Source organism: Sphingomonas sp. BK235 (assembly GCF_004345855.1).
Lineage (GTDB): Bacteria > Pseudomonadota > Alphaproteobacteria > Sphingomonadales > Sphingomonadaceae > Sphingomonas.
In genome coordinates this window covers 139,520-153,161 of the sequence record NZ_SLXN01000007.1, presented here as the reverse complement: position 1 = coordinate 153,161, position 13,642 = coordinate 139,520, and the positions used below count along the sequence as shown (strand labels likewise).

Sequence of the window (13,642 nt, the reverse complement as noted above, 5' to 3'; positions counted from 1 at the left end):
TCAGACTCCAGCCGGGGCAAGGGGACCGGCGTGCTCGACCGGCGGCGTCTCCCCGTGCGGATGGGCGCGGTGATCCCGCGCCAGCAGCGTGTAGAAGCTGGGTAGGACGAACAGGGTGAAGAGCGTGCCGACCAGCATGCCCATCACGACCACGATGCCGATCGCGAAGCGGCTCGCGGCGCCCGCGCCGCCCGCGAAGAGAAGAGGAACGAGGCCGGCCACCATCGCCGCCGTGGTCATCAGCACCGGCCGCATGCGGACGCGCGCCGCCTCGACGATCGCTCCCGCGCGGTCGAGCCCGTCGCGCCGTTGCGCGTCGTTGGCGAAGGCGACCATCAGGATGCCGTGCTTGGAGATCAGGCCGATCAGCGTCACCAGCCCGATCTGCGTGTAGATGTTGAGCGTCGTGAAGCCGAGATAGAGCGGGAGCAGCGCGCCGCAGATCGCCAGCGGCACGGTGATGAGGATCACCAGCGGGTCGCGGAAGCTCTCATATTGCGCGGCGAGAACGAGGAAGATCACGATCAGCGCGAGCCCGAACGATACGATCAGGCGGTTGCCCTCCTGCACATATTGGCGGCTGTCCGCCATCCAGTCGATCGACACGCCCGGCGAGAGCGGCTGCGCGGCCATGAAGGCCACCGCTTGGCCCATGGTCACGCCAGGGCGGAGCACCGCGGACAGCGTCGCACTGTTCTGCTGGTTGAATTGCGGCAGCAGATTGGCGCCAGGCTTCAGGTCGACCGTGATAACGGTGGAGAGCGGCACCATCGCCCCCGCCTTGGTCCGCACCTGGTAGCGGCCGAGACTCTCGGGCGTGAGCCGATCGGCACCGCGCACCTGCGGGATCACGTCATAGGCGCGATCGTGATAGTTGAACCGGTTGACGTAATTCTCGCCGACGAGCGTTGCCAGCGTATCGGCGATCGCCTGCATCGACACGCCGACCTCGCCCGCCTTGGCGGCGTCGATGTGGATGCGCGCGGAACGATTGTCGAAGGCGAGATCGCTGTCGACGAACACGAACAGCCCGCTCCGCCACGCCGCGGCCTTGAGCTCCTCCATGTCGTGGTGGAGGATGGCGATGTCCGCGGGCGAGCGCAGCACCATCTGGAAGGGCAGACCGATGCTCGCGGCGGGCAGCGGCGCCGGCTGGAACGGGGTGACGGCGGCGTCGTGGACGCCGTTGACCATGCCGAAGAGCTGGCCCTGGATCGCGGTCGCCGAACGGCCGCGCTCGCCCCAGTCGCGCAGGACGACGCCGCCGAAACCCCGGTTCTGCCCATCGGCCCCGTTGGTGAAGAAGCTCCCCGCATATTCCGGCAAGGTCCGGAACAGTCGCTCCATCTGCGCGGAGACGCCGTCGGTGTAGCGGATGCTGGCATATTGCGGCGCCCGGACCGCGGTGAACACATATCCCTGATCCTCCTGGGGCGCCAACTCCCGCTCGGCCCCGAGGAAAAGGACCAGCACGCCGGCCAGCATGATCGCGGCAACCGCGAGCACCAGCGACCGCGCGCCGAGCGTGCGCGCGAGCGCTCGGGCGTAACGCGCCGACACGCGCTCGAACAAATGCTCGATCCGCTGGGCGAGGCCGCCCTCGTCGGTCCTCGGCCTGAGAAGCACCGAGCTCATCATCGGCGAGAGCGTCAGCGCGATCAGCCCCGACACCGCGACCGATCCGGCCAGCGTGAAGGCGAATTCGCGGAAGAGCGTGCCGGTGAGGCCGCTCATCAGCCCGATCGGTGCGTAAACCGCCGCCAGCGTCAGGGTCATGCCGATCACCGGCGCGACGATCTCGCGCGCGCCGACGAGCGCCGCGTCCAAGGGAGCAAGCCCCTCCTCGATATGGCGATGGATGTTCTCGACCACCACGATCGCATCATCGACCACCAGGCCGATCGCCAGCACCATGGCGAGCAGCGTCAGCAGGTTCAGCGAGAAGCCGAACGCGAACATCAGCGCCGCCGTGCCGACCAGCGAGAGCGGGATCGTCACTACCGGGATGACGACGGCACGCACCGAGCCCAGGAACAGGAAGATCACGAGAACGACGATCACGATCGCCTCGATCAGCGTATGTTCGACCTCGTCGATCGACGCGTTGACGAAATGCGCGACGTCGAACGTACTGGTGACGGTCATGCCCGGCGGTGCCGCGCGCTGGATCTGCGGGATGAGCGTGTTGGCCGCCTTGACGATCTCGAGCGGGTTGCCGTTCGGCGTCGGCGTGATCGCCACGATGACCGCGCGCTTCCCCTTGGACCAGGCCGAACTGTCGTAGCTCTGACCACCGATCTCGACCGCGGCGACGTCACCGAGCCGTACCAGCCCGTCGCGTCCCGTCTTGAGCACCAGCCGCCGGAAGTCGTCGAGGCTGCGCAGATCGGTCGCCGCGGCGATGTCGGTCACCGTCAGACCGCCGTCGAGCCGGCCCGGCGCGGCCTGGACGTTGTTGGCGCGCAGCGCCGCCGCCACGTCCGACGCGGAGAGGTTGCGCGCGGCGAGCTTCACCGGATCGAGCCAGATCCGCATCGCCAGCCCGCTTCCCCCCGCGACGTGGACGGAGGCGACGCCGCGGATCGAGGTCAGCAGCGGCTGCGCGATGCGGCTGACGAAATCCGCCAGTTGCGACGGTGTGTAGCCGTCGCCGGTGACCGCGATATATTGCACCGCCGAGGCACCGTCGGTGATCCGGGAGATGACCGGATCATAGGCGCCCTGCGGCAGCCGGTATTTGACCTGCTGCACCTTGGCGAGGATCTCGGTGAGCGCGCGATCGGAATCGGCGTTGAGCACCAGCTTCGCCTTGACCTGGCTGTGCCCCATCGTGGAGGTGGAGGTCAGATATTCGATGCCGCTGGCGGTCGCGATCGACTGCGCGATCGGCTGGGTGACGAAACCCTGCATCACGTCCTGCGTCGCGCCCGGGAACAGCGTGTCGACCGTGATGGTCGCGCTCTGGAGGTCGGGATATTGCCGGATCGGCAGGGCGAACAGCGCGCTCACTCCCACCATCAGGATCAGCAGGCTGACGACGATCGACAGGATCGGCCGCCGGATGAAGAGATCGGTGACGCGCATCGTCGGTGCCCCTCAGTGCGCCGCGGCGGCAGCGGCCGCCACGACCTTGACCGGCGCACCCGGTTGCAGCCGGATCAGCCCGGAGGTGACCACGACGTCGCCGGGCGAGAGGCCATGATCGACGAGGGTGCGATCGCCGACCTCGCCACCCAGCGTCACCGGGACGAGCGTCGCCTTGCCCGCCCGGACGACGAACACGCTGTCCCCCGACGCCGACGTCGCGATCGCCGTGGACGGGATCAGGATCGCGTGGGTGCGCGGCGGCTGGGCGATGCCGACCGTGACGTACAGACCCGGGCGCAGCACGCCGCCGGGATTGTCCATCTCGGCCTGCACCGACACGTTGCGGGTGTCGTTGCCGATGATCGGTTCGATCGCGTTGATCCGGGCGTCGAACGGGCGATGCGGCACCGCGTCGCTGTGTACCGTGATCGCGCCGCCGACATGCAAGGCGCTCAACGCCTGCTGGGGAACGCCGAAGTTGACGTACAGCCGATCGAGCGCGGTCAGCGTCGCGATCGGATCACCCGGATTGAGATATTGCCCAGGATTGACGCGGCGTAGGCCGATCCGCCCGGCGAACGGCGCGCGCACCGATTTCTGCGCCAGCCGCGCGTCGATCTGCTGCACCGCCGCCTCCGCCTGCGCGCGTTCGGCGTCGCGCTGTTGGAGAAGCTGCCGCGGCTCCGCACCCGTCGCTGCCAGTTCGCGCGATCGAGCGTCCTGGAGCCGCGCGAACCCGAGTCGCGCGACCGCGGCGGCGCGGTCGGCGCGCTCGGGACCGTCGAAGAGCTGGACGAGCGGCTTGCCCGCGGGAACGACGTCTCCCGCGGCGAACCGGATCGCGGTGACGCGCCCCCCCACCTCCGGCGCCAGCGTCACCTCGCGGACCGCCTGCAACGACCCGGTCGCATCGAGCGACAGCGGCAGGGTCTCCGCCGCGACCCGAAGCGCCGAGACCTCCACCGGCGGCCGTGGATAGCTCATCGACGCCGCGGACAGCCGCGCCGCGCGCCAGAGATAGATGCCACCGAGGATGATCAGGATAAAGACGATCACCGCGACGATCGCTACTTTACTCGTTTCCGCTGACGGCCGCTGCGATGATGGTGAGCTGATGACGGACATAAAGAGCTCCGCTAACAGGAACGATCGCGATCAGATCGCAGCCATGACTATACCGTATGGTTGGCTATTCGCCTGATCACGGCTGCAATCGCTCGACGGCCCAATCGTCATGAAGACGTCGGTATAAAAGTCTTTCGTGCAGACGGTCGTTGCCGTCGCTCCAGAATTCGACGCCATCGATCCCGATCTCGAAGACCCGGTAGCTGTCCGGCCTCGGCAGCGGCTCGCTCAATCGCTCGAGCCGCTGGGCGGCGGCGCGCAGTCCAGCCACGGCGCAGCGGTGACTGGACAGGCTGTTCGGATCCTTGCCCCAGATGTCGCGCTGGGCCGCGGCAGGGAGATAGGCCGCCATCCTCCCGCACACGGCATAGATCACCGCGCACCATGCAGCGGACGCGCAGCTCTCCGCCAGCGTCGATGCCGTGCGAGCGAGATCGCAGAACCTGCCCTGCGCCCCACCGACCGCCGCCGGGACGAAATGCCCCGACAACCCCGCGGCGGCGATCCCGCCGGCCACGGCGGTGTCGAGCGATCTCGCATCCTCCGCCACGGGCGACCGATCCGCTGCAAGGACACTCAATTCCTCGAGCGACATGCGCTCAGGGTGTTCCGCAATCGCCAGCGCCATGTCGACCCTTTCCATCGAGAGCGACGTTCCGACTTCACTCATCCCGCCCTCTCCCACTCCACACTGCCTCATCTATGACTGACCGACGGTCATCATGCAAGTCAGCTGAATGAGGCATTGCGACATTGACTATCCTTCAGTCATATCGATAACGACTCGCAATAGCGTGGCTTGGTTCTCTGTTCAACGCTTGTCGGGCCGCAGTCGCGCATCTGCTTCTTGGGGATTGATTGATCATGTCTTTTGACGGGTGGAGCGGCACTCTTCTGTATTCGCGGCAGCGCGGGGACCGGCGACCCCGACTCGGGTGTGCGCGCGGACGTCAGCGGCGATGGGCGATCATCGCCGGTCTCGTCGGATCCCTCCCGGCGTCGTTCGCCGAGGCGGCTTCTCCTGCCTCGGGTACCGAGATTCCGCAGCCGCATTCGGTACGTGATCAGCTCGACGTCGCGAAAACCAGCCCGGTGCCGTCGCGCGCCGGAAGCGGGCCATCGAACGACGATCCGGCGCGGCCGGACAGACAGACTGCCCGATCGCCATTATCGGTCATGACGCCGGAACGGGAGCCGGCCGGGGCGAGCCCCCGCGACGAGATCACCGTCACCGCTCGCCGCCGCGAGGAAGATGCGCAACAGGTGCCGATCAGCCTTTCCGTGCTGGCCGATCCCGGCCGCACCGTCACCGCCTCCGCGTCGAACGCCTCGCTGGCGCGCGCCGTCCCCAACATGGCCTTCTTCGACGGGGGCGGCATCTACGGCAACGCCTTCAGCATCCGCGGCGTGGGATCGATCTCGCCGATGGCGTCCGACGACATGTCCGTCGTGGCCTATGTCGACGACGTGCCCTTGTCGGCTTATGCGATCGCGCCGAGCCTGTTCGATACCGAGCGGGTCGAGGTGCTGCGCGGGCCGCAGGGTACGCTCTTCGGACGCAACACCCAGGCGGGCGCGATCAGCATCGTGTCGAAACGTCCGAGCTTCGAGCGCGCCTTCTCGCTCAGCGGCGAGATCGGCAGCCATGGTCACCGGCTCGGGCAAGCCGTCGCCAACGGTGCGATCGTCGACGGGCGGCTCGCGGGCCGTGTCGCGGTACGATGGAACCATGTCGCCGGCGACATCCCCAATGTCGCGGCAGGCGGCCGCGAAGGCGACGCGACGGTCGGGGCAGCCCGCGGCAGCCTGCTCTTCACGCCCGACGACGAGACCGAGGCGTTGCTGACGGTCAGCTATGGCCGCGACCGCTCGCACTCGCCCCGCTTCATGCTCCGCGACACGCCGGACTTCCCGGTCAGCGCGACCGATCCGAAGACGTTCGCGATCGGCACCACCGGGGTCGCCAACCTGCGCGTGCGCCACGCGTTCGACTCCGTCGTCCTGAACAGCCAGACCGCCTTCCAGCGGAGCCGGTCGAGCACGAACAGCGATGCGACCGATGCGCTCGTCTTCGCCCGCTTTCCGCGCCGGCCCGGGGCGGCCGCCACGTTCACCGTCCCGGGCGCCGACGTCCTCGGCTTCTCGAACGACGAGGACATGGTCCTGCAGGAAGTGCGGGCGTCATCGGTCGCCGGAAGCGCGGTCGCCTGGACGGTCGGGCTCAACTATGTCCACCTCGCCGCCACGGCCGGGCGCGACGGTCACGCGCTCACGCCCCCGTTCGACGCCCAGGGGGGACGGCAACACAATCACCTGCTGGTCGACAGCTATGCGGCATTCGGTGAGGCGACGTTCCGCATCGCCGGGCCGCTGAAGGCTACTCTCGGCCTGCGCGGGACGAGAGAGGACAAGCACGTGCGTTACCGCTACGACGGGGCGGGTCTCCCGCGCCTGCCCGTGCGGTTCCTGCAGGACGCGGCGTTGCGCGACCAGTTCGTCACCGGCCGCGCGATGCTGAGCTATGACTGGGCCGCGACGTTCATGTCCTATGCGTCCGTCGCGCGCGGGCACGTCACCGCCGGTTTCCCGACCTATTCCGTCAACAGCCCGCTCGCCAAGCGGGAAGCCCCCTTCCCCGCCTCGACAAGCTGGACCTACGAGGCAGGGTTCAAGTCTCACCTGCTGGGCGACGCCGTCGTCCTCAACGGCGCCGCCTTCCTCAATGACGTCGATCGCGGGCATCTCCTGCTCTTCTCGACGACACAGGTTGCCTTCAGGACGGTCGCGCTCGACTACCGCACCTACGGCGGCGAGCTCGAGCTGACGGCCCATCCGACGCGCGATCTCCATCTGTTCGGCGGTCTCGGCTACACACAGGCCGTCCTGCGACACCTGCCCCCGAACAGCCCCACCGGTGCGCGGTCGGGCAACGACGTGCCCAACGTGCCCGCGTTCAGCGGCCATGTCGGTGGCGAGTACCGCCGGTCGGCGGCGGCGATCGGTCTGCCTGGTACGATCGCGGCGCGCGCGTCCTACCAGTTCGTGGACAAACGCGCGGCCGACGTCCGCAACAGCTTTGAGCTGGGCGCATACGGGATCACCGACGCGCGGCTGACATGGGAGCATGGCGATCTCGCCATCTACGGCTTCGTCAACAACCTGTTCGACAAGCGCTATCAGGCCTGGGGCCAGTTGTTCGGCACCATCCCCACCGTTCGCGCCGGCCAGGGCCGCGTGGCGGGGGGCGGCATCGGCCTTCGGTTCTAGGAGGCGAGCGGGTCATGGCATCCACCGTGCGACCGCCCGTGGCGGAGCGAGCGACGCCTCTTCCGGCACCCGTCGCGGGCGCGCCGCGCCGGGCGGACTGGCCGCTGCTCGCCGCCACCACATCTCTCTATACCTCTTTCGGGCTCATCTACGGGCTCATGCAAGGCGGCCTACCGCCCCTGATGCGCGCGCGCGGGATCGATCTCGCCGCGGTCGGCTGGTTCTTCATCATCCTCGTGCCGTTCGGGCTCACCTTCCTGTGGGCGCCGTTGATCGACGTGGTGCGTCCAAGCGCGCGCGCACCGCGGATCGCCTGGATCGCGCTGATGCAGGGGGCGATCGTCGCGCTGCTGCTCGCCGTCGCGCGGGGCGAGGCCGCGCCGCCGCCGATCCTGTTGGCGCTCGGGCTCGGCATCGCCCTCGCGGCGGCGACGATGGACCTCGCGCTCGACGCGCTGTGCACGACCAGCGTCGCCGGCGCGCAGCGGATCGCGGCCGGCGGGCTCAAGGTCGCAGCGTTGGCGATCGGATCCATCCTCGGCGGCGGGATCTTCGTGGCGCTGGCGACCCGGTTGGGTTGGAGCCTGAGCTTCCACCTCTGCGCCGCCTATTGCCTGCTCGCGGTCATCCCGCTCCTGATCCTGCGTCGCCGCGAGCCGCCGCAGCTTGCCGGCACGCCGCGCCGCGCCGATCTTCTCGCGATGCTGCGGCGGCGCGACATGCGGCAACGCCTCGCCCTGCTGTCGCTGGCGAGCGCGACGATGGCGGCCCTGTCGTTCCTCAACAGGGTCATGCTGGTGGATCTCCACGTACCGCTCGCACGGATCGGGTGGATCGTCGGCATCGGCGCGCCGACCTGCGGGCTGATCGCATCGCTGCTGGCGATCCCGTCGCTTCGTCACCTCGGCACGCGACGCGGGATGCTGGTCTATGCCGGCCTGTGTCTCGGCGCGGCGGCCGCGATGGCGATCGGCGCCGCGGGGGGAGGCGCGCTGCCCGCCATCGTCGGGGCGATCGCCGTGAGCGGCGGGACCAGCGGCTTCTTCGTCATCATCTGCGCCGCGACGCTGGGCTGGGCGCGCGGCGAGCAGCCGGCCACGGACTATGCGGTCCTCTACGGGCTCAGCCGGCTGGTCGCCACGCTGCTGCTCGTCGTGCTCACGCGGCTGGTGCCACTGCTGGGCTGGCCGCTCTTCTACGCCGGCGGGGCCGCCGCGGTGATCGCGACCTGCGCCCTCCTCGCGCGCGTCGTGCCGGATCGCGCCGGGTGAACGACGCTCGCGTGCGGACGCCAGCCCTACCGGCGGCGACGCGGCATCGTTCCTAGGGGAGCCACTCGGCGCCGGCCAAGTGCGGCAATGTTGACTGACCGACGGTCAGTATGTATCCCGCGGCCTTCATGGGAAGTCGAAGGAGCGTGCAGATGACCGGAGCAGCGACGGTGGGGTCTCAGCCCGAGAAGCGGGAACGCCAGGTAACGATGCTGATCGCTGTGGTGCTGGTCTGCCTCAACCTTCGGGTCGTGTTCGGCGGGGTGGACCCGCTCATCCCGTTCATGGGTCTTCATCCCGTCATCGCGAGCATCCTGACCGCGCTTCCCCCGCTCTGCATGGGCCTCTTCTCGCCGATCGGCGGTAACATCGCCGCGCGGCATGGTGAGGAACGCGCATTGCTTCTGTCGCTGGCCATCCTCACCGCGGGAGTCATCGTCCGTTCGTCGGGTGTCCCCGGTCTGCTGGTCGGGACCGTCATCGCGAGTGCAGGGATCGCCGCGCTCAACGTGCTGACCCCCGTCTTCATCCGGCAGCGGTTCGCCCCCCAGCGGCTGGGGGTGATGATGGGGATCTACGCCATGATGATGGGCGGCGGCGGCGGTATCATGGCGGCGCTCTCGGTGCCGATCTACCACGCCACCGGCGGCTCCTGGCCGCTCGCGCTGGGGATCGCCGCGGTGCCGGCGATCGCGGCGATGGTGGCGATGCTGCCCCTTCTCGGCACATCCCGCGGCCGCCCGGGGGCACGCGTGAAACGGGCCTGGCACGCGATGATGCGTCACGGCACCGCGTGGAGCATCGCCGGCTTCTTCGGCATCCAATGCCTCGTCTTCTACACCATGCTGGCGTGGCTGCCCGCCATCTATGTCAGCAAGGGAGTCGCGCCCGCGACGGCGGGGCTCTACCTGGCGCTCTCGATCTTCGGTGTCGCGGCGGGCGGCTTCGTCGGTCCGACCATCGCCGCCCGGCGCAACGATCACCGTCGCGAGCTTCTCCTCTCGATCGGCTTCTGCGTCGTCGGGATCGTCGGCATCCTGCTCGCGCCCGTGCCCGGCGCGCCGGTGTGGGTCATCCTGCTCGGCCTGGGCATGGGCGCCGGCCAGGGCATCCCGGGCGTGCTCTACGCCAAGAGGACCGTCGACCATCCGCAGATGACGCAGCTCTCGGGCATGGTACAGACGATCGGCTATCTGATCGCGGCGACCGGACCGCTCGCCGCGGCCCTTCTTCATGGCTGGACCGGTGGATGGAAGTGGCCGCTCATCGCGCTCCTCGGCCTGCTGCTGGTCAACGGCGTGATCAGCCTACCGGGCGGTCGCGCGCATGTGATCGCCGGCCATTGATGGAGGACGCGCAGGGCGGCGCCAGGCTCGGCGCGCGTCTGCCGTCTCGGGCGCTGCTGCCCGTCGTAGAGATCCGACTCCCGGGACTCTCGCGCCGGAGAACCGCACATCGCTGCCGCGCGCTGACGGGCCGCTTCTACGGAGCGACGCCTGTACCAGTGATGTGGCAATGCGGGAGCGACTGCCCTAGGAAAGCCGAGTCTGCCCTTCGAACCCGGTGACCATGGGCAGCATGGGTGTGGAGGCAGGATGCCCGGCAGGATGATGCTTCGGAAGCCAGCGGCGCGCGGTCCAAACGCGTCCGCCGTACAGGCGGACAAGAAACCCAGAACCAAACCCGCCGAGATCCGGCGGGACGAGCTCATGGACTCGGGACAAAGCCTGTTCCTGTCGAAGGGCTTCGGCGCGACCAGCATCGAGGAGATCGCGCAAAAGGCCGGCGTCGCCAAGGGCACGCTCTATCTGTACTTCAAGAGCAAGGACGACTTGCTCCTGTCGCTGCAATCGCGTTTCGTCGACAACTTCTGCCGGAAGGTGGAAGAGGCGACCCGAGCGCCCGACGCCCCCTGGCCATCGCGGCTCGAGTCATTCGTCACCGCATGCGTGGACACGTATCTCGACGATTATGCGCTCCACGATCTGGTCTTCCACCAGTACAATCCCGCCGATCGCCGATCCAAGTCGGACAATTCCGTGACCCGTCTGCTGGAGGCGTTGCTACAGGAAGGAAAGGCCGAGCAAGCCCATCGCATCGATGATGTCAGGCTGACCGCGATCATGCTGTTCGACGCCCTGCACGGCGCAGTGGACAGCGAGATCCATCGAGGGTCGCGCACCGACAGGAAAGAATTATCGAAGAACGTCCTGTCCTTCTACCGCAACGCCCTGAACATGGCGTAGCGCCGCCTTCAACGCCACACCTGGCCGGCAACGTCAGGCCGATCGGCCTCGGTGCAAAGCGGGCGCGTCACGATCGGTCAGACAGCGCTCGCCATCGGGGCCTCCCCGCACATCCCGCCTTGTCCATGCCGCGGCGACCCGGCCTCGCGCTATCGGCCGCGATCAGACCGGCGAGCTGGTCACTTCCAGGATCAGGACCTGGCGCGCGTCGCGGACGCCCGCGCGCGCGATAGCGGCGTTGAGCACCCCGCTCATCCGCTCGACGTTGATCGGCGCGAGCGGCCCGCATTCGGCACGGTCGAAATCCAGCAGCGCCAGCAGCATCGCGGACCTGGCCTCCGGCCGGTCGAGATAGAGGCGGAGCGCGGCGTCGGTGTCGCGCGCCTGCAGCGCGAGGCGAACGTTCATTCGGCCGACGATCGCGCCTCCCTCGAACAAGGGCAGCTCGATCGGCTCGACGAAGATGATCGGGTGGCTGGTGATCAGGCCACGGAAATCCGCGCCGCGATCGGCCGCGACCAGCAGCAATGGCAGCAGCGCACGAACCAGCGACCGTCTCACCCCATTCCTCCGCGAAAGCTTCGCCACACCGCCGCGCGCTGCGCGTCCGCCTCTATGATAGGACGGAGACGTCGATGGATGGGACGATGAACGGCCGAAACCTTCCCCCCCGCTACCGGGCGATCACGCCCGACAGCCAGCGCGGTCGCGACCCTGACTGGTCGCTCGAGCCGGAGGAGGATGAGGCCGCTGCCGTCGCTCCCGTGCCGCGGGCACCGGTGGCGGAGGCGAGCCACTGGCGGCAGACGGGTCTGTTCCTCGCCGCCAGCGCGGTCGGCGGGGTGGCCGCGGCGCTGCTGGGCCTGATCCCGGACGTATGGGCATGAGCCCGCGCCTCGGCATCGTCCTGGCGCTCGCGCTGGCGAGCACCAGCGCCGCGGGACAGAGCGGCGTCAGCCCCTATGCGGCGACCCTGGCGCGGCTCCCCGTTCCCACGGGGCGCACCGCCTGGCCGGTGATCGCCGACGCGCAGGCGTGGCATGCGCTCGCCGTCGCGGGCGGCGAGCGCCAGCCGGCGCGCTGGGCGTATGCGCGCAGCCTCATCGGCCAGGATCGCGGCGGCGAGGCGATCGGCGTGCTCGAGACGATGCGCCAAGACGAACATGATCTCATGCTCGTCGACTCGTTCCGCATCGCTTATGGCGCGGCGCTGACGCTCGCGCATCGCGACGAGGAGGCGCTGGCGGCGCTGCTGCCCGCCGCAGGCGGCGACGCCGCGCCGAGCGCGGAACGCTGCGCCTGGCGGCTCCGCGCGCTGTCGGAGCAGGCGCATTATAAAGCCGCCCGCACGCAGGTCGCCTGCGCCACCCCCGCGGTGATGGCGCGGAGCGGCGCCGCGCGCGAGCCCTTCACGCGCGCGATCGCCGAGGTGGCGGTGGAGACCGGCCGCGCCGAGGCCGCGCTGGCGGTGCTGAGCGGCACCGCGCCGGGCGATCTGGCCGCGACGCTGCTCCGCGCGCGCGCCGAGGCGCAGCTCGGCCATACCGTCGCGGCGCAGACGCTGGTGGGCAAGGTGGAGCGCGAGGGCAATGCGCGACTGCGCGCCGGCGCGCGGCTCGCCGCGATCGAGAATGGTCTGACGACCGGGACCCTGCGGCCCGATGCCGCGCGCCAGCAGCTCGCCGCGCTGAGCTTCGGCTGGCGCGGCGACGCGATCGAGGAGCGCGCGCGCAGCCGGGCGTTTGAGCTGGCGGTCGCGGCAGGCGATCATCCCGCGGCGCTCGCCGAAGGCGCCACGCTGCTGCGCTATTTCGACACGACGCGGCGGCCCGTCGGCTTCAAGGCGCAGGTACAGCAACAGCTCGACCAGATGATCGGCCCCGCCTCGACGCTGCCGCTGCCGCGCAGCGCCTCGCTGTTGTGGGATTACCGCGACATCGTCCCCTCCGGCGCGGAGGGCAATCAGCTGATCGAGGCGTTCGCGGCGCGGCTGATCCAGGCCGGCCTCTATCAGCGCGCCGCCGACCTGCTCGCCTATCAGCTGCGTTATCGGACCAGCGACGTGGCACAGGGGCCGCTCTCGGCGCGGGTCGCGACCCTGCTGGTGCTCTCTGGTCGGCCCGCCGACGCGGTGGCGCTGCTGCGCACCACCGCGCGCAGCGACTTCACGCCGGCGATGAACGCCGACCGCCAGCGCGTCCAGGCGATTGCTCTCTCGCAGCTCGGACGCGTCGATCAGGCGCTCGCGATCCTCGCCGAAGTGCCCGACAGCGCGCCGCTCCGCGCAGAGATCCTGTGGAAGCAGCGACGCTGGGCCGATTTCGTTCGCGCCGACGAGACGTTGCTGCCCCCGCCGACAGCACGCCTCAACGCGGTGGAGCAGACGATCGTGCTGCGGCACGCGATCGCGCTCGCGATGCTGGGGCGCAACGGCGATCTATCCACGCTCCACCAGCGCTACGGCGCCGGCTTCGAGGGGGAGACGAGCGGCGGCGTGTTCCGGCTGCTGACCGGACCGCTCGACGCGGCCGGGGGCGCGCGACTGGAACGCGCGCTGGCGGCGCTGCCGAGCGCGAGCCCGGTCGAGGCGCTCGCCCCGTTGCTGGACGCACCGGCCTCGCCGCGAGGCTGACCCGCGCGCGCGAG

At 69.4% G+C, this 13,642-nt stretch carries 10 protein-coding genes; 6 read left to right on the top strand and 4 right to left on the bottom strand.

Going from position 1 to position 13,642, the window contains the following annotated elements; genetic code table 11:
• The 3 genes from EV292_RS17430 to EV292_RS17420 form a co-directional block, all read right to left on the bottom strand.
• Entirely contained in the window at nt 1-3,084 is a 3,084-nt protein-coding gene (locus tag EV292_RS17430) for an efflux RND transporter permease subunit (protein ID WP_132910517.1), read from the bottom strand.
• Between the two features lie 12 nt (nt 3,085-3,096).
• On the bottom strand, nt 3,097-4,143 hold the full coding sequence (locus EV292_RS17425; RefSeq protein ID WP_243693835.1) for an efflux RND transporter periplasmic adaptor subunit: 1,047 nt from the start codon (nt 4,141-4,143) through the stop codon (nt 3,097-3,099).
• Between the two features lie 145 nt (nt 4,144-4,288).
• Nucleotides 4,289-4,882, bottom strand: coding sequence for a pyridoxine 5'-phosphate oxidase C-terminal domain-containing protein (locus tag EV292_RS17420; RefSeq protein WP_207913462.1), 594 nt, complete (start codon nt 4,880-4,882; stop codon nt 4,289-4,291).
• A gap of 194 nt (nt 4,883-5,076) precedes the next feature.
• Between EV292_RS17420 and EV292_RS17415 the strand changes: the two genes are divergently transcribed.
• From EV292_RS17415 to EV292_RS17400, 4 genes are all read left to right on the top strand, one after another.
• Complete coding sequence (locus tag EV292_RS17415) at nt 5,077-7,479, top strand: TonB-dependent receptor (protein WP_132910514.1); 2,403 nt, start codon at nt 5,077-5,079, stop codon at nt 7,477-7,479.
• A gap of 14 nt (nt 7,480-7,493) precedes the next feature.
• Nucleotides 7,494-8,750, top strand: a complete 1,257-nt coding sequence (locus EV292_RS17410; protein ID WP_132910513.1) for an MFS transporter — start codon at nt 7,494-7,496, stop codon at nt 8,748-8,750.
• A gap of 152 nt (nt 8,751-8,902) precedes the next feature.
• Nucleotides 8,903-10,096, top strand: coding sequence for an MFS transporter (locus EV292_RS17405; RefSeq protein ID WP_132910512.1), 1,194 nt, complete (start codon nt 8,903-8,905; stop codon nt 10,094-10,096).
• A gap of 249 nt (nt 10,097-10,345) precedes the next feature.
• Nucleotides 10,346-10,996 (top strand): TetR/AcrR family transcriptional regulator, encoded by a 651-nt coding sequence (locus tag EV292_RS17400; protein ID WP_207913461.1) that lies wholly within the window; start codon nt 10,346-10,348, stop codon nt 10,994-10,996.
• A gap of 162 nt (nt 10,997-11,158) precedes the next feature.
• Here EV292_RS17400 and EV292_RS17395 read toward each other — a convergent pair whose 3' ends face one another.
• Nucleotides 11,159-11,557: a hypothetical protein gene (locus tag EV292_RS17395; protein WP_132910511.1), complete on the bottom strand. Its 399-nt coding sequence runs from the start codon at nt 11,555-11,557 to the stop codon at nt 11,159-11,161.
• A gap of 86 nt (nt 11,558-11,643) precedes the next feature.
• On the opposite strand from EV292_RS17395, the gene EV292_RS17390 reads away from it, so the two are divergent.
• Nucleotides 11,644-11,883 carry a hypothetical protein gene (locus EV292_RS17390; RefSeq protein ID WP_132910510.1) on the top strand — a complete coding sequence of 80 codons (240 nt, stop codon included), beginning with the start codon at nt 11,644-11,646 and terminating at the stop codon, nt 11,881-11,883.
• On the top strand, nt 11,880-13,628 hold the full coding sequence (locus tag EV292_RS17385; RefSeq protein ID WP_132910509.1) for a hypothetical protein: 1,749 nt from the start codon (nt 11,880-11,882) through the stop codon (nt 13,626-13,628). Before EV292_RS17390 ends, EV292_RS17385 begins: the two co-directional genes overlap by 4 nt.
• The last annotated feature ends 14 nt before the right edge of the window (nt 13,629-13,642 follow it).